The sequence below is a fragment of the Antarctobacter jejuensis genome, from assembly GCF_052266595.1.
GTDB classification, from domain to species: domain Bacteria; phylum Pseudomonadota; class Alphaproteobacteria; order Rhodobacterales; family Rhodobacteraceae; genus Antarctobacter; species Antarctobacter jejuensis.
Genome location: NZ_JBQQXJ010000011.1, coordinates 30,688 through 46,742, shown reverse-complemented (window position 1 = coordinate 46,742; position 16,055 = coordinate 30,688). Strand labels below are relative to the sequence as shown.

Annotated in this window: 16 protein-coding genes; 7 read left to right on the top strand and 9 right to left on the bottom strand. The window is 65.5% G+C overall.

Going from position 1 to position 16,055, the window contains the following annotated elements; all coding sequences use genetic code 11:
* Window positions 1–4: 4 nt before the first annotated feature.
* From ACTXGA_RS16105 to ACTXGA_RS16095, 3 genes are all read right to left on the bottom strand, one after another.
* Window positions 5–871, bottom strand: coding sequence for a C40 family peptidase (locus tag ACTXGA_RS16105; protein ID WP_443395387.1), 867 nt, complete (start codon window positions 869–871; stop codon window positions 5–7).
* Entirely contained in the window at window positions 868–2,253 is a 1,386-nt protein-coding gene (locus ACTXGA_RS16100; RefSeq protein WP_443395386.1) for a leucyl aminopeptidase family protein, read from the bottom strand. Before ACTXGA_RS16100 ends, ACTXGA_RS16105 begins: the two co-directional genes overlap by 4 nt.
* Window positions 2,254–2,334: 81 nt before the next feature.
* Entirely contained in the window at window positions 2,335–2,715 is a 381-nt protein-coding gene (locus ACTXGA_RS16095) for a hypothetical protein (protein ID WP_443395384.1), read from the bottom strand.
* A gap of 147 nt (window positions 2,716–2,862) precedes the next feature.
* Between ACTXGA_RS16095 and ACTXGA_RS16090 the strand changes: the two genes are divergently transcribed.
* The 3 genes from ACTXGA_RS16090 to ACTXGA_RS16080 all read left to right on the top strand — a co-directional run bounded on the left by ACTXGA_RS16090 (window position 2,863) and on the right by ACTXGA_RS16080 (window position 4,894).
* Window positions 2,863–3,504: a carbonic anhydrase gene (locus ACTXGA_RS16090; RefSeq protein ID WP_443395382.1), complete on the top strand. Its 642-nt coding sequence runs from the start codon at window positions 2,863–2,865 to the stop codon at window positions 3,502–3,504.
* A gap of 111 nt (window positions 3,505–3,615) precedes the next feature.
* Window positions 3,616–4,581: a sodium-dependent bicarbonate transport family permease gene (locus ACTXGA_RS16085; protein WP_443395380.1), complete on the top strand. Its 966-nt coding sequence runs from the start codon at window positions 3,616–3,618 to the stop codon at window positions 4,579–4,581.
* Between the two features lies 1 nt (window position 4,582).
* Window positions 4,583–4,894 (top strand): P-II family nitrogen regulator, encoded by a 312-nt coding sequence (locus tag ACTXGA_RS16080; RefSeq protein ID WP_443395378.1) that lies wholly within the window; start codon window positions 4,583–4,585, stop codon window positions 4,892–4,894.
* Here the strand turns inward: ACTXGA_RS16080 and ACTXGA_RS16075 are convergent.
* Both ACTXGA_RS16075 and ACTXGA_RS16070 read right to left on the bottom strand, forming a co-directional pair.
* Window positions 4,891–5,265 (bottom strand): hypothetical protein, encoded by a 375-nt coding sequence (locus ACTXGA_RS16075; RefSeq protein WP_443395376.1) that lies wholly within the window; start codon window positions 5,263–5,265, stop codon window positions 4,891–4,893. The genes ACTXGA_RS16080 and ACTXGA_RS16075 overlap by 4 nt on opposite strands.
* 425 nt (window positions 5,266–5,690) lie before the next feature.
* A complete protein-coding gene (locus ACTXGA_RS16070; protein ID WP_443395374.1) occupies window positions 5,691–6,713 on the bottom strand; it encodes an aspartate-semialdehyde dehydrogenase in 1,023 nt (340 codons plus the stop codon).
* 365 nt (window positions 6,714–7,078) lie between these two features.
* On the opposite strand from ACTXGA_RS16070, the gene ACTXGA_RS16065 reads away from it, so the two are divergent.
* Window positions 7,079–8,953: a polysaccharide biosynthesis protein gene (locus ACTXGA_RS16065; protein ID WP_443395372.1), complete on the top strand. Its 1,875-nt coding sequence runs from the start codon at window positions 7,079–7,081 to the stop codon at window positions 8,951–8,953.
* A 46-nt stretch (window positions 8,954–8,999) separates the two neighbouring features.
* On the opposite strand, the gene ACTXGA_RS16060 is transcribed toward ACTXGA_RS16065, so the two are convergent.
* Window positions 9,000–9,842, bottom strand: a complete 843-nt coding sequence (locus ACTXGA_RS16060; RefSeq protein ID WP_443395370.1) for an LOG family protein — start codon at window positions 9,840–9,842, stop codon at window positions 9,000–9,002.
* Between the two features lie 71 nt (window positions 9,843–9,913).
* Between ACTXGA_RS16060 and ACTXGA_RS16055 the strand changes: the two genes are divergently transcribed.
* Both ACTXGA_RS16055 and dapD read left to right on the top strand, forming a co-directional pair.
* The gene (locus ACTXGA_RS16055) at window positions 9,914–10,831 is read left to right on the top strand and encodes a threonine/serine dehydratase (protein WP_443395368.1); all 918 of its coding nucleotides are present in this window, start codon (window positions 9,914–9,916) and stop codon (window positions 10,829–10,831) included.
* A 77-nt stretch (window positions 10,832–10,908) separates the two neighbouring features.
* Window positions 10,909–11,736: a 2,3,4,5-tetrahydropyridine-2,6-dicarboxylate N-succinyltransferase gene (gene dapD, locus ACTXGA_RS16050; protein WP_443395366.1), complete on the top strand. Its 828-nt coding sequence runs from the start codon at window positions 10,909–10,911 to the stop codon at window positions 11,734–11,736.
* A 71-nt stretch (window positions 11,737–11,807) separates the two neighbouring features.
* Here the strand turns inward: dapD and ACTXGA_RS16045 are convergent, their stop codons facing one another.
* Both ACTXGA_RS16045 and ACTXGA_RS16040 read right to left on the bottom strand, forming a co-directional pair.
* Window positions 11,808–12,851: a transporter substrate-binding domain-containing protein gene (locus tag ACTXGA_RS16045; RefSeq protein WP_443395364.1), complete on the bottom strand. Its 1,044-nt coding sequence runs from the start codon at window positions 12,849–12,851 to the stop codon at window positions 11,808–11,810.
* A gap of 139 nt (window positions 12,852–12,990) precedes the next feature.
* Window positions 12,991–14,250 (bottom strand): AAA family ATPase, encoded by a 1,260-nt coding sequence (locus ACTXGA_RS16040; protein ID WP_443395363.1) that lies wholly within the window; start codon window positions 14,248–14,250, stop codon window positions 12,991–12,993.
* A gap of 289 nt (window positions 14,251–14,539) precedes the next feature.
* Between ACTXGA_RS16040 and ACTXGA_RS16035 the strand changes: the two genes are divergently transcribed.
* Window positions 14,540–14,860 carry a DUF8846 family protein gene (locus ACTXGA_RS16035; protein WP_443395361.1) on the top strand — a complete coding sequence of 107 codons (321 nt, stop codon included), beginning with the start codon at window positions 14,540–14,542 and terminating at the stop codon, window positions 14,858–14,860.
* 43 nt (window positions 14,861–14,903) lie between these two features.
* Here ACTXGA_RS16035 and ACTXGA_RS16030 read toward each other — a convergent pair whose 3' ends face one another.
* The gene (locus tag ACTXGA_RS16030; protein ID WP_443395359.1) at window positions 14,904–15,956 is read right to left on the bottom strand and encodes a Hint domain-containing protein; all 1,053 of its coding nucleotides are present in this window, start codon (window positions 15,954–15,956) and stop codon (window positions 14,904–14,906) included.
* Window positions 15,957–16,055 lie beyond the last annotated feature (99 nt).

Here is a 16,055-nt window from a genome sequence, read left to right as displayed (position 1 = left end):
AAATTCAGTCAGAAGAAGACAGGCGCGCGTGGCGGGTGACAAGCCCGTCGCCCTGCCTTTCTATCCGCGCCCGTGCCTCGGCAATCGGTTCATAAGCGACGGCCATGTGATGGGCGTTTGCGTGCAAGATCGTCTGCGAATCCGCGACCCAAGCCACATGCCCCTTCCAGAACATCAGGTCCCCGCGCCGCGGCGGTGTGCCCTCGGGCAGCGCCTCGCCCATGGCCTCCTGCATGTCGCTGTCGCCGGGGCAGTCGATCCCGCAGGCATGCAGGCCGATCTGCACAAGGCCCGAGCAGTCGATGCCAAAGGCGCTGTTGCCGCCCCAGAGGTAGGGCGTGCCCAGCAGACGCTCGGCCACGGCCACCGGATCGGTTTCGGGCACATCGACCGGGGCCAGATGCTGACGCGGCACGTAGAAATCCCGGGGAACCGTGCCCCGCGTCCATGCCACGCGCGCCCATCCCTCCACCTCGTCCAGAACCGCAAGCCGCGTGCCAAAAGACAGTGGCGTGATCCGGCCCATCGGTTTGAGACCCGGTGAGGATTTTCCATAGCTCTGCCGCGCGGCGACACGGTGCGTCTCACCCTCATCCGGCATCCCCACCAGGTGCGTGGCCTCGATCCAGCCAACATAGCCATCGCGTTCGGCAAAGCCGTAGGCCCAGCCCTCCCGCATTTCGAGAACCTGAAACGCTGCGCCCCGCAGCAGTTGCCGGTCCCGGCTGCCATCCGGCGCGGTCATCAGGTCCGCAATTGGCACCGCGATCCTGTGGCGCTCGCCATCGGTGAAGGTTTCCGCCGCCACCTCTCCGCGCAGCGCGCTGTGGGCAACGCGGCCGTTAAAAGGCGTCAGCCTGCGGTCACTCACAGGCTCAGCACCTGCGGCAGCGCGTCCAGAATGGCGCGCGGCCCCTGCATCAGCCCGCCCTTGGAACGGCCCGGTTCCGGTTTGGGCTGCCAGGAATAGATGTCAAAATGCGCGTAACGCGCGGCCCGGTCCGTGAACCGGCGCAGGAACAGCGCCGCCGTGATCGACCCGGCAAACCCGCCAGAGGGCGCATTGTCCAGATCGGCGATCCCCGGTTCGATCATCGCCTCATAGGGCGCGTGAAAGGGCATCCGCCAAACCGGGTCGGCGGCGGCAGGTGCGGCCTGCGTCAGCGCGGCGGCGAAATCCTCGGCATCCGTATAGAACGGCGCAAGGTCCGGCCCCACGGCGACCCGCGCCGCGCCGGTCAGCGTCGCCATCGAGATCATCAGGTCCGGCGCCTCTTCATCGGCTAGGGCCAAGGCATCCGCCAGCACCAGCCGCCCCTCGGCGTCGGTGTTGTTGATCTCCACCGTCAGCCCCTTGCGCGAGGTCAGGATATCGCCGGGGCGGAAACTGTTGCCCGCCACGGAATTCTCCACCGCCGGGATCAGCAGCCGCAATTGCACCGGCAGGTCCAGTTCCATGATCATCTGTGCAAGACCAAGCGTGTTGGCCGCGCCGCCCATGTCCTTTTTCATCAACCCCATGCTGGCGCCGGGCTTCAGGTTCAGGCCCCCGGTGTCAAAACAGACCCCCTTGCCCACCAGCGTCAGCTTCGGCCCCGCCGAACCCCAGCGCAGGTCGATCAGGCGCGGGGCCTGTTCCGCCGCGCGGCCAACCGTGTGGATCAACGGAAAATTCTGCGCCAGCAGGTCATCGCCCACCGTCACCTCGACCGACGCGCCGAACCGCTCCGCCAGCGCGCGGGCGGCGGCCTCCAGCTGTTCAGGGCCCATATCCGACGCAGGCGTGTTGACCAGATCGCGGGTCAGCGTCTCGGCCTCGGCCAGCGTCTCGATCCGTGCTGCATCGACACCGGCAGGCGCAATCAGGGCCTTTTCGACCTCACTGCCCGCGCGATACCGGGTGAACTGATAGCCCGAGAGCAACCAGCCCAACGCCTCGCGCGACGCGACAACAGACGGCAGATCCGTGGCCAATCGGTACGTCCCCGGCGCCAATCCGGGCAGGGCGCCCGCCAGCGGAAAGCGCATGCGCGCCCGTTGGGCGGCATCGCCGTACCCTGCCAATGCGCCCACCGCGACGCCATCCGGGCCGGGAAGCATCAGCGCCGAACCCAGCCCCCCCGTGAACCCGCTGCCTGTCACCCACGTGCGCAGGGCCTCCGGCTGGGATTCCAGCCAGGCCTCCAACCCGTCGGATTCGACTAGGTGCAGGGGGATGGACGGGCTGTCGGGCGCGGCGAAACGGGCGGGCATATCGGCTCCTGTGGCTGTGCGCCCTCACCGTATTGCCTGCACCGGCCGCCGCAAGCGGATTTCCCGCCCGCGCCCTTTCACTCAGACCGAAAACTCGTTCAGGTCCCACATGGCCGTCAGGGACCGTTCGCCGATCCGTGCCAACCGCGCCAGCGTTGCCGCCTCGGCCACGCGGTCGCCCAGTTCGATGCAGGCCATCACGTCATGCGCCACCTTGCTGAGCGAACACATCCCCACCTGATCCGCAATCGCGGCCAGGGCACGCAGCCCCTTATACATATTCTCACGCGGGCCAGACACTGCCTGCTGTTGCAACTGACACATCCGCTGCGCCAATTCTTCCATCGCACGGCAGACCACATCCTCTGCGGCATGCGGCCCAAGATCCTTGCACAGTGTTTCGATCTGCGCCGGGTCCATCCCCGGTCGTTCAGCCGGTGCAAGGTACGTCACCTCATTCACATCTCACCCCATTCTTTGCCCCCCACGGCGCGGCCAACATGGACTTTCAGGTGTTCCCAAAAGGTTATTCGCGAAACGGCTTTTCGCTCGAATTTCTTCTGAATTCATCGTACTTGGGGCAAGACGTACCGAAGACCGGAGGCCTTCATGGAATTTGCCCGCCCCCTGCCCAGCTACCTGGTGACCCGCTACCATGGCTGGAAAGCGACCACCTACTCAGAAAACAGCGCCTGGTATCGCCGCCTGGCGAACGAAGGTCAGCGCCCCCGCGCCATGGTGATCTCATGCTGCGACAGCCGCGTGCATGTTACCTCGATCTTCGGCGCGGATCAGGGTGAATTCTTCATCCACCGCAACATCGCGAACCTTGTCCCGGTCTACGAACCCGACGGCAATCATCACGGCACCTCGGCTGCGGTGGAATACGCGGTGACCGCGCTGAAGGTGGCGCATGTGATCGTACTGGGCCATTCCAACTGCGGCGGCGTACAGGGCTGTCTGGACATGTGCGAAGGCCGCGCGCCGGAGCTGGAGGAAACCGCCTCTTTCGTGGGCCGCTGGATGGACATCCTGCGCCCCGGCTACGAGGCCGTGAAAGACAGCCCCGACATGCCGCATGCGCTGGAAAAAGAGGCGGTCTCTGTCTCCCTCCGCAACCTGATGACCTTCCCCTTCGTGCGCGAGGCGGTCGAAGCCGGAACGCTCAGCCTGCACGGCCTCTGGGTCGACATCGGGGAGGGCGGGCTGCACCATCTGGACGGCAAGAGCGGCGAATTCTCCGCCGTCTGACCGCCACAAAAAAACATCGGCGCGGTGCATCTTTTTCGATGCCCGCGCCTTGATAATTGAACGATTGTTCATAAAATACACCTCCAGCCGTTCAAAGCCTGTGGAGCTGTGATGCTGGATCTTGCCGCCGCCAACCTGCTGTCCCCCATCGTGTTGTCCTTTGTGCTGGGCCTGTTCGCGGCGCTGGCGCGATCCGATCTGTCAGTGCCGGAGGCGGTCGCCAAGGGCATCTCGATCTACCTGCTCTTTGCCATCGGCTTCAAAGGCGGCGCCGGTGTTGCGGCGCACGGGTTTGAGGCCCGTCTGGCCGCCACCATCATCGCCGGGGTGCTCCTGTCCTTCGCCCTCCCGGTGCTGGCCTTCGGCTTGCTGCGCACCCTGTCGGGCATGTCCCGCACCGACGCCGCCGCCGTGGCGGGGCATTATGGCTCCATCTCCATCGTGACCTTTGTGGCCGGCACCACCTTGCTGGCCAATGCCGGTCTGACCGCCGAGGGGTACATGGTGGCCGTGGCCGCCGCGATGGAGGCCCCCGCGATCCTGTCTGCGCTCTGGCTGTTGTCGCGCGGCGACGGCAGCACGAAGATGGACAGCGATCTGTGGCGCGAAATCCTGCTGAACGGCTCTATCGTTCTGCTCTTGGGGGCCTTCGTGATCGGCATGGCCACCGGCAAGGACGGGCTGGACACTATCGCCCCCTTCATCGTCAGCCCCTTTCAGGGGGTGCTGTGCATCTTCCTGCTGGACATGGGCCTGATCGCCGGGCGCGGGCTGCGCACGGCAGGCGTGCTGGACAAGGGGGCGATTGCCTTTGGCCTTGTCATGCCGCTGCTGGGCGCGGCGGCGGGCCTTGGCGCGGGTCTGCTGTTGGGCCTGTCGACCGGGGGCGTGACGCTCTTGATGACGCTGTCGGCCTCGGCCTCTTATATCGCGGTGCCTGCCGCCATGCGCGTCGCGGTGCCAGAGGCGAACCCCTCGATCTATCTCACCCTGTCGCTGGCGGTGACATTTCCCTTTAACCTGACACTGGGCCTTCCGCTGTACCTTGCCACGGCCCGGATCATGACCGGAGGCTGACATGCAGACTCACAAGGCCAAGCGCGTGGAAATCACCATCGAACGCGTCATGGAACGCCGCCTGACAGAGGCGATGCAAAAGGCCGAGGTAACGGGCTGGTCGGTTCTGCCTGTTCTGGGGGGATCTGGCCGCTCAGGAGAGTGGAGCCGCGAAGGTCAGGTCAGCCGGGGCACGGGTCTGGTGCAGGTGGTCTGCATCATCCGCCCCGAAAAGCTGGATCCGCTGCTGGAACAGGTCTTTGGTGTGGTCGAACGCCATATCGGCGTCGTCTGCGTTTCGGACTGCGAGGTCCTGCGCGCGGAACGCTTTTAGGCTTTGTTGGCCTGCTCGGCGGCCGTTTCGGCGGGCATGGCCAATTCGCCCGCCTCTCCGGTGCGATCGGCGCAGACGCGGGGACGGCCCAGCCGCTTGGCCAGTCCGGCCAGCGGAACGCCCAGATCGCGGCCCGTACAAAGCGCCTCACCCACTTCGTTCAGGATCACAAAGCGGCCCTGCCGAAAGGTCAGCGCAAATCCTTTGGCGCGCAACTGCTCGGACAATTCGTACCAGTTCCGCGCCCGTTCCAGCACCGGGGTGAGGAACAATCGCAAAAGCGACAGCGCCTCACTGTCGAGCGGTCTCGGCAGACTGTTGGTTCCAGGAGCATGAGGCCAATTGGCCTGTGACATGGCATTGCGAAGCATCTCGATCTCCTTGCCTGTGGAAACAGGCTGGCACGGGAATACGGCGGTAGTTGGGCGCCCGAAGGCGACCTGTCTAGAGTTTGTTGCATTTCGGTAACGACGTCTTAACCGGCCGTGCGGGCGGTTTACCTGTCGCGGGAAATGTTGCCGCCTCCCATTTTCAAAAATAACGCGTTTTCAATGACCAGAAGCAAAGTGGTCCAGTCCGATTACTATTGCCGCAAACCGGATTTGACGCAAATCCAATGCAGTTCAACCGCTGTTTTACAAGCTATGGTTGGGCAACTGTCGCGATGACATGGACAATCCCAAGACGGCCATGGCGTTTGCCCAAAAACGCGAAACCCGACTCAGAAAAGCCCCCGCTCGAAAGCGCGGGCTTGGCTGTATTCCACGGACCCCGGGGGACCCTGCCGCAAATGGCGTTACGCCTTTTTCAGCGCCTTCTGGCCCAGCACTTCGGCGATCTGCACCGCGTTCAGCGCCGCGCCCTTGCGCAGGTTGTCCGACACACACCACAGGTTCAGACCGTTCTCGACGGTGCTGTCCTGACGGATGCGGCTGATGAAGGTGGCGAAATCGCCGACGCATTCCTTGGGCGTGACGTAGCCGCCGTCCTCACGCTTGTCGATCACCATGATGCCGGGCGCCTCGCGCAGGATGTCGCGCGCCTCGTCCTCGTCAAGGAAGTCCTCGAACTCGATGTTGATCGCCTCGGAGTGGCCGACAAAGACCGGCACGCGCACACAGGTGGCGGTGACCTTGATCTTGGGGTCGACGATCTTCTTGGTCTCGGCGACCATCTTCCACTCTTCCTTGGTCGAGCCGTCTTCCATGAAGACGTCGATATGCGGAATCACGTTGAAGGCGATGTCCTTGGGGTAGACCTTGCGCTGGTAATCGTCGGTCGGATTGTAATGCGCCTTGGTCTGGTCCCACAGCTCGTCGATGGCTTCCTTGCCAGAGCCGGAAACCGACTGGTAGGTCGACACCACGACGCGCTTGATCCTGGCGCGGTCATGCAGCGGCTTCAGCGCCACGACCATCTGCGCGGTCGAGCAGTTGGGGTTCGCGATGATGTTCTTCTTGGTATAGCCCATGACCGCATCGGCGTTCACCTCCGGCACCACCAGCGGCACGTCCGGGTCATAGCGATAGAGCGAAGAGTTATCGATCACCACGCAGCCCTGGCTGGCGGCCTTGGGCGCGAATTCCTTGGTCGGGCCAGAGCCCACTGCGAACAGCGCAATGTCCCATCCGGTGAAATCGAAGGTGGCAAGGTCCTGGGTCTTGAGGGTCTTGTCGCCAAAGCTCACCTCTGTGCCCAGCGATTTTCGCGAAGCAAGCACGGCGATCTCGTCCACGGGGAAACCCCGTTCGTCGAGAATGTTCAGCATTTCACGGCCCACGTTACCCGTGGCGCCCGCGACGACAATACGGTAGCCCATCTGGCCCTCCTTTGAGTTCCGCCCGCTCCCGGCACGCCTGACGCACCGGCACGGGCTGGCGCGGTGCATATCGCAGGTGCAGAATAACCGAAAGCCCCCTTTCAGACGCAGGACGCCCGGAAATCGGTCAAACGGCGCTCCGTGGTGCCTTGGCTGCATGTTATTCCGGCAACCGCGACCGGTGACTTTCCGCCGGAACTTGCACCCGCAGCAAGAAGCGGCTTGCCTTGTTAGCGCCCCACAACCTATGAGCTACCCTATTGGTGGCAAGTCACAGCGGACCTTTTTTCGGTCACGGGCACCACGGGGGCAGCAAGAATGCCGGGGCAATGACCCCGGGCACGATCCGCGAAGGGCAAGACAGAATGTTCTACGAGGCCGTGAAGGCACTTTCCCGGACGCAGAAACAGGCGTTGTTCATCCTGATGGACGCCGCCGTTGTTCCGCTTGCCATGCTGGCCGCGCTGACCCTTGCCACGACCGCAACCGCCGACCGGACCACTCTCGACGCCGTCACGCCCCTGCTTCTGGCGCTGTCGTCCATTGCCGTGCTGGTGGGCTGGTGGCTGGGTCTGACCCGTATCACGCTGAACGCCTACGAAATGCGCGGCGTGATCCGCACCGCCGCCTATGCCGTCCTGATGGGTGCCTGCGGGCTTGGCCTCAGCGCGGCCCTGGGAATCGGTCTGCCGCTGGGCACCTTCGTCATCTTCTCGCTGTTGCTGCTGGTGATGTCGGCGGCATGGCGCATCATCCTGCGCAACGTCACCCTGCACATCTACCGCCACGGCGAGGCCCGCAAGCGCGTGCTGATCTACGGCGCGGGCCAGACCGGGCAGCAACTTGTCGCGGCCCTGCGCCATGACGATGCGATCCTGCCGGTCGCCTTCATCGACGACAACGCAACCCTGCAAAGCCTGATGATCTCCGGCCTGCGCGTCCACGGCCCCGCCAACCTGAAAAAACTGGTCGAGGACAAGCGCATCGACCGGGTCGTTCTGGCCATGCCCTCGATCAGCCAGCCCGCGCTCGCCCGCATCGCGCATCGCCTGCGCAACCTCGGCTGCGAGGTCCACGCCCTGCCCTCTTTCGCCACCCTTGTCGGCGAAGAAGGCGACATGCGCAAAAAGGTGACCCCGGTCGCGATCAACGACCTTCTGGGCCGCAACCGTCTGGAAAGCGAACTGCCCGGCGTCAGCCACGTCTATTCCGGCCGCCGCATCCTGATTTCCGGTGCAGGCGGATCCATCGGCTCGGAACTGTGCCGCCAGCTGATCGCCTGCAAACCGGACTGTGTGGTGCTGGTCGAACATTCGGAACTGGCGCTCTACAACATCGACAAGGAACTGCGCGAAATCGACGACGGCCTGAACATCGTGCCGCTGCTCGGCTCTGTTCTGGACGAACAGCTGATGCGCGACACCATGATCGAACACCACATCGACGTCGTGCTGCACGCCGCCGCCTACAAACACCTGCCGCTGGTGGAAAAGAACGTGCTGACCGGCCTGCGCAACAACGTGCTGGGCACCAAGATCCTGGCCGAGGCCGCCCGCGCGGCTGGCGTGGAACGGTTCATCCTTGTTTCCACGGACAAGGCCGTGCGCCCCACCAATGTCATGGGCGCGTCCAAGCGTCTGGCCGAACTGGTGGTGCAGGATCTGGCCGCGCGCACGTCCGGCACGCGCTTTTCCATGGTCCGCTTCGGTAACGTGCTGGGCTCCTCCGGCTCTGTCATTCCGCTGTTCGAGGAACAGATCCTGCGCGGCGGTCCCGTCACCCTGACAGACCCCAACGTGACCCGCTATTTCATGACGATGTCAGAGGCGGCGCGCCTTGTGCTGCTGGCCGGGTCCTTTGCCCGGGGCGGCGACGTCTTCGTGCTGGACATGGGCGACCCGGTGCCGATCCACAAACTGGCCCGCCAGATGATCGAAGGCGCCGGCTTCATCGTCAAGGACGACGAAAACCCCGACGGCGATATCGAGATCCAGATCACCGGTCTGCGTCCGGGCGAAAAGCTGCACGAGGAACTGCTGATCTCTTCGGACATGCTGACCACGCCGCATATCAAGATCCTGCGCGCGCAGGAAAGCTTTCTGTCGGAATTCGAAATGGCCACCGCGCTCAAGGATCTGCGCCTTGCCATCGATAATTTCGATGAATCCGCAGCCCGCGCCGTGATCTCGCGCTGGGTTGAACGCGCCGAACTGGAAGACGCCGCCAACCATAATTCCTGAAAAGACCTGCGCCGCCGGGCACCCTAGGCGCCCGGCGCATTTGGTGTCAGCGGTCCGGGATCGCGTCGCGCGCTTCGGCCGGGCCCCAGTTTTCGACAATGTCCGCCGCCTCTGCCGCCGTCTCGACAAAGTGGAACAGGTCCAGATCCTCGGCGCTGATGGTCCCGGCATCGGCCAGCGCGTCCCAGTTGACGATCCGCTCCCAGAATTCGCGCCCGAACAGCAGCACCGGCACCCGCCGCATCCGCCCGGTCTGGATCAGGGTCAGCGTCTCGAACAATTCATCCAGCGTGCCAAAGCCACCCGGGAACACACAGATCGCCCGCGCGCGCATCAGGAAATGCATCTTGCGAATGGCGAAGTAGTGAAAGTTGAACGCCAGATCGGGGGTCACGTATTCGTTTGGCGCCTGCTCGTGCGGCAGCACGATGTTCAGGCCCACGGAAACGCCGCCCTCTTCATGCGCGCCGCGGTTGCCGGCCTCCATCACGCCCGGTCCGCCGCCGGTCACGACCACGAATTCGCGGTTGCCGGTCTCCATGGACTTGCGCGTCATCAGCCGCGCGAATTCGCGGGCCTCTTCGTAGAACTCCGACAAGTCGGCCAGCGTCTTGGTCCGCGCCTTGTCCTTTTCCGCCGGGGACGGGATGCGCGCGCCGCCGAACAGAACCACGGTCGAGTCGATCTGATGCTGGTCCATCAGCATCTCGAACTTCAGCAATTCCAGCTGCAGACGCACCGGGCGCAATTCTTCCTGCCCCATGAAATCCACATCCGCAAAGGCCAGCCGATAGCTGGGGGACAGGGTTTGCGGGGTCTGCGGCACCTGCTGCGCGGTGCTGCGGTCTAGGTTCGCGTCGCGCAGCGGGCTGCGGCGGTCTTCTTTCATGTCGCGGCTCCTTGTTCGCCTTTCCTCTGACCTATAGCGTGACGGCCCGAAGCGCCAGTTAAGGATAAGCAATGGATTGGAAATCCGAGATCGACGCCGCCGCACGACGCATTGACGGGCACACGGTCGTCACCCCGGTGATGACCTCGGATGCGCTCTGCGACCGGCCCATAGAGCTGAAGCTGGAACAGACGCAACACACCGGCAGCTTCAAGGCGCGCGGCGCCTTCAACACGCTGATCGCCAGCGATGTGCCAGAGGGCGGCGTTGTCGCGGCCTCGGGCGGCAATCACGGCGCGGCGGTGGCCTTTGCCGCCCATGCGCTCGGTTATCCGGCGCAGATCTTCGTGCCCGAAATGGCCGGTCCCGCCAAGATTTCCCTGATCGAACGCACCGGCGCCAACCTGACCGTGGTGCCCGGCGAATACGCCGACGCGCTGGACATGGCCAAACGCTATGAACAGGAACGCGGCGCGATGCAGATCCACGCCTATGACGCGCCGCTGACCGTCGCCGGACAGGGCACCTGCCTGCGCGAGTGGGAGGCACAGGGCCTGCAGGCCGACACCGTGCTGATCGCCGTCGGCGGTGGTGGGCTGATCGGCGGGGCGCTGGCCTGGACGCAGGGCGCGCGCAACATCGTCGCCGTCGAACCCTCCGCCTGCAACGCCCTGAACGCCTCGCTCGCCGCAGGCGCGCCGGTGGATGTGCCGGTCTCTGGCGTCGCCGCCAACGCGCTTGGCGCACGCCGCATCGGCAGCATCTGCCACGGTCTCGCCCGCGATCAGGGTATCACCAGCATCACCGTCACCGATGAGGCCATCCTCGACGCCCAGCGCGCGCTTTGGCAGGCGCACCGCCTGCTGGTGGAACCCGCCGGGGCCTGCGCCCTGGCCGCCCTGCGCAGCGGCGCCTACACCCCCGCCCCCGGCGAACGCGTCGCGGTCCTGCTGTGCGGCGGCAACATCGCCCCCGATCCCCTGACCTGAGACCATTGGCGAAGGATTGTTCCGCGACGTCAGGACCGCTATAGGGCAGCGGAACGTATTCCGAGGGGAGAGGACGCATGTCCAACGCACAGCTTGAAACCGCCATCGAAGCCGCCTGGGAGGCGCGCGACACCGTCACCCCCGCAACCACGGGGGAAACCCGCGACGCCATCGAAACCACGCTGAACGCGCTGGACTCGGGCAAGCTGCGCGTCGCCGAACGTCAGGAAAACGGCGACTGGCACGTCAACCAGTGGGCCAAGAAGGCCGTGCTGCTTGGCTTCCGCCTGAAGGACATGGAACAGCAGTCCGGCGGCCCGCAGGGCGCGGGCTGGTGGGACAAGGTCGACAGCAAGTTCAAGGGCTGGGGCGACGACCAGTGGAAAGAGGCCGGTTTCCGCGCCGTCCCCAACTGCATCGTCCGCAAATCCGCCTACATCGCCCCCGGCGTGGTGCTGATGCCCTCCTTCGTGAACCTCGGCGCCCACGTGGACACCGGCACCATGGTCGACACATGGGCCACCGTCGGCTCCTGCGCGCAGATCGGCAAGAACGTGCACCTGTCCGGCGGCGTCGGCATCGGCGGCGTGCTGGAACCCATGCAGGCCGGCCCCACCATCATCGAGGACAACTGCTTCATCGGCGCCCGCTCCGAGGTGGTCGAGGGCTGCATCGTCCGCGAAGGCTCTGTCCTTGGCATGGGCGTCTTCATCGGCCAGTCGACCAAGATCGTCGACCGCGAAACCGGTGAGGTCATGTACGGTGAGGTTCCGCCCTACTCCGTCGTCGTCGCAGGCTCCATGCCGTCGAAGAACGGCATCAACCTCTACTGCGCCGTGATCGTCAAACGCGTCGATGAGCGCACCCGCTCCAAGACCGGCATCAACGAGCTGCTGCGCGACTGACCCGGCCCGGGCGGGTCAGACCCGCCCACACACTCAAACAGGGGGGCCGCCACACCGGCGGCTCACCACACCTAGAACCACTCGGCCACCAGCGCGTCATAGGTGCCGCGCTCGCGCAGCTTCAGCAGCGCCTGGTTGATCGGCTCGCGCAGGGTACTGCCAGACAACAGCGCAATGCCGTAATCCTCGGACCGGAACACCCGGTCCAGCACATAGGCATCGCCGCCGGGATTGCGCGACAGGTAATAGCGCAGCAAGGGCCCGTCGTAGACCAGCGCATCCACCTCGCCCGACTCAAAGGCGCCGATCATCTCGGCAAACCCGTCATAGGCCACATGCCGCACCTCGCGCCCCTCAAGGAACAGCGACGCGGTGGATCCCGCGACCGTGCCGACCTCGCGCCGGTCCAGATCGTTGATCGAGGCGATCGAAGAGGTCAGCGCCGTGACCGTCATCGCCGCCGTGATCTTGGCCACAAAGATCGAGACGAAGAACAGGCTGGCAATCACCATCAACACGCCCAGCGCCCGGCCGAACACCGACCGTGGCATCCGTTCCTCGAACCCGCCGTTCACCACAAGGTTCAGCGCCCACCAAAAAGACGGAAACATCGCCTCGCGCATGGGACGTTCGAAATAGGGCTGCGCGCGGCGTTCAAAGATCCACATCAGCATTCCGCCAAAGAACAGGATCGCCGCCGCCAAGAGGATCCACAGCGCCACCTCCAGCGTCAGCAATTGCTGCCACAGGGTCGTGCGCGCCGACCCGCTGGCCATGATCTGTAATCCGCTCTCAAAAATCGGCAGCGTGAAATCCATCACGCCTTCGCGCTCCGAGGTGATCGAGATATTGGCGATGGCCCCGTCGACCTCGCCGCTCTGCACCCGCGCCAGCATGTCGGAAAAGGTCGGGCTGGTCTCGAACCGGACCTCGTGACCGATCTCTTCGGCGATCTGGCGCATCAGCGTGATGCTGAACCCGTTATGCCCGTCGGCCTTCTCCATCGAGAATGGCGGTCGTTCCACGGTCGCAAAGACCAATGTTTCCGCAGTCCCGGCAACCGGGAACGCGACAAGGGCCCAAAGGACCAGCCAGATGTGCAAGAGTCGGGGCATCATGTCTCCAGCGTCGCAGAGTGGGCGACGAACGCGGCTGCTTCTGCCACAGGACGGCAGGGTGTCACAACATGCTTGCTGTGACACCCGTGAAATTCACCCCTATTCCAAAGAATGTGATGCGCAATGACCGCCGAGGTTACTCGGCGGCCATCTCTTCGGGCAGGACCGGCCCGGACAGCAGGCCCTCTGCGGTGGCGGCCGTCCGGGCATCCTGCGCGTGCTGCAACAGCCAGCCCTGCAGCGCAGCAGGCGCAAACCGTCGCGCGCCCAGCGCCTTGGCGAACTGCTGCGCAAGCCCCTCTTCCCCGGGGAAGAACCGCAGGAACAGGTCCGCGGCCACCCGCGCCGGAACCGGGTCAAGCGCCACATGCAGGTCCGCCCGGCCGGGCCGGATCAGCGCCGGGTCCAGCCGCTCGCGGTGGTTGGTGGTCATCACCAGAACCCGCCCCTGCTGCGCCGCCACCCCGTCGATGGCGTTCAGCAGCCCGGAAAAGCTGACACCGCTGCGGATCTCGCCGGACTTGCGCCCGGTGAACCCCGCGTCGATATCCTCCAGCACCAGGAACGCGCCCCTGGGCGCATTGCTCAGCCCGCTGCGCAGGTCCTCATCGCCCAGTCCGGGGCTCGACAGGCTGATGCTGGCCACATCCTTGCCCAGCTCGCAGGCAAGGGCGCGGATCACGCTGGACTTGCCGGTGCCGGGCGGGCCGTACAGCAGGTAGCCCCGCCGCCACGGCACACCGCGCTGACGATACCAGTCCTCGTTGTCGTAGAACCAGCGCATGTCCGCCAGCAGCCGCTCCAGACGGTCATCCTCGGCCAGGATCGTGTCCAGCGCCCGGCGGGGCAGATCGCAGACGTAATCCCACCAGTCGCCTTTCAAGACGTGCAGTTCCGGCGCGCAGACCTCGTCGACGCGGCACATTTCGGCACCCTCGTCGATCCAGCCGCGCAATGTCTCCGTGCGGCCAAACAGCATGGTGACGGTCAGCACCTCCATCGGCGCGGCGCCATTGACCCCGTCCACGCGGGTCTTCTCGCGCAGGCTGCGGTCGAAGGAACACAGCCGCCCCCCCCAGAAGAACCAGTGCCGCCCCTCGGCTGGGGCATAGATGTCCTCCGCGTCGCCGCTGCCGCGCATCCCGACCGACTGCACCTGCCGGATGCGCCGCAACGCGCCCTTGCGGTCCAGCCAGACATAAAGATGCCGGTAGGCCGCCGACCGGTTGTCCACCGTCAGCGACACCGCGAAACGCCGCTGCGCCTGCGCGCGCGCCATGAACCAGACCATGCGGATCATCCCGATGGCCGCGCCAAAGACGCCCAGCGCCAGACCGCCGGCAAAGAAATCACTGCCCACCGCGCGGGTGAGCATCTCTGTCAGAAACGTATCCATGAAACTTTCGGCGCAGGGATGCGCGCCGCTCTCGAAACTCCGGGCCAAATATCAGGCCCGCTCGGGATCTACTCTCTCAGTGCCCGCGAAGGGCCAATGGCATATGGTCGTTCATGATGGCCCTCCTTTCGTTTCGAGTTGCCTTTGGGTGGCGCTACCTAGTCCCCAACCCCGATTCGCGCCAAGCCCGGAATTCCCCACCCCGCCCCCCGTGGCCCATCCGCAACAGGCTTGACAGTACGGGGCGAAAGCCGCATCGCTCGCGCCGCAAACACGGGGGATGGCACCGATGGCCGGAAAGAAACCGCAACAGGTCTACACGCTGCTGGTCGAGGTCGGGCGCAAATCCGGCGACGGCTTGCCCGACAAATCCACTGGTGCTGCGCTGATGTGCTACGCCTCCGGCGTGGACGAGGGCGAGGCCGTGCGCGAAACCGTCGCCATCCTGAAACAGGCCGACATGTCGCCGCTGGATGTCACCGGCTACGGCACCCGCGAGGAACGCGAGGCACAGGGCCATGAAATCGACGCCGAGGAATCCGCGCTGATGGACCGCGCGCTGGCGGAAAACGCCGTCATCGTCGCGCAGGTCAGCCCCTTCTTCGACTGACTCGCCGCTTCTTCTCTTTTCAAATACGCAAGCAACGCCCGCCTCAGGCCGCGCGCGCCTCGGCCAGCACCACCGCCTCGAAGGGGCGCAGCACCTTCAGCGCGGTGCCGCCATGCTCGGGCAGCAATCCGCCCGGCACCTCCGCCAGCTGGGTCTGCGCCAGCAGATCCCGCCGCCGCCGCATCCGCCCCATGTACAGGCTCTCCAGCTCCGCCCCCACGGCGCAAAGCGGCTCGTGTCCCGGCAACAGCACGTGGTGCCAGTCGATCAGCGGCCCGCAGTCCTCATGCGCCGCCGCCACCCCGTTCACAAGGCTGCCCGCCCGCACCAGCACCGCCTCGCAGCCGAACAGGTAGGACACATCCGCCCCCCCGATCACAAGGCCCTGCTCCGGCGCTACCACAAGGTCGCCCGTCAATCCGAAATAGGGCGCAAACAGCCGCACCGGGCGAAAGCCCCCCAGCGCCGGCACCCGCCGCGTGATCCGCGCCAGCACCGGCACCACCGCGCCGCCCCGCGTCACCACCGTATCGCCGCAACGCAACTCGCTGACGGCGCGCGGGCCAAACGGCGTCTCCACCGGCACATCCGCCGCCAAGGCGGGCACCGGCCCAATGGGTTCCACCACATCCGACAGCGCCACGAACATCCCCGCCCCCGGCGTCGTCCACGCCAGCGCCGTGGCGTCGGACAGGGCCATCGGCGGCGGCGCGTCGGTCATGATCCAGGCCAGAACCGTCCCGTCCGCCCGCTCGACCGCCAGCCGCCCGGCCTGAGCCGGCGCATTCCACGCATAGCTGATCCGCAGCACGTCCTCGCGCATCTCGATCTGCAGCGGCAGCACCGCGTTCAGGATCCGATCCCCCTGCGTCACCACCAGCGCCACGGATCCCCCCGGCAGCCAGCTCAGCGACAGGCTGCCGCGCCACGGATAGTCGCGTTCCAGTGTCAAAAGACGCTGCGGCCGGTCGGCCACGCCCAGCGCGGTTTCGACCATCAGGGTGCCGCGCGGCAACAGGGCGTCGGGTTGATCCTGCCCGACCCGCACCGGATCGGACCAGCCAAGGCCCTCACCGGAAATCGCAATCCAACTCATACGCCTCGCCCTGTCGTTTCCCCGTCGTAACACACCCCCGGACTCCCCGCCAAGACAGCGGTTTGCCAACCGCCCCGCATCGCGGTAGCCCTTGGCACA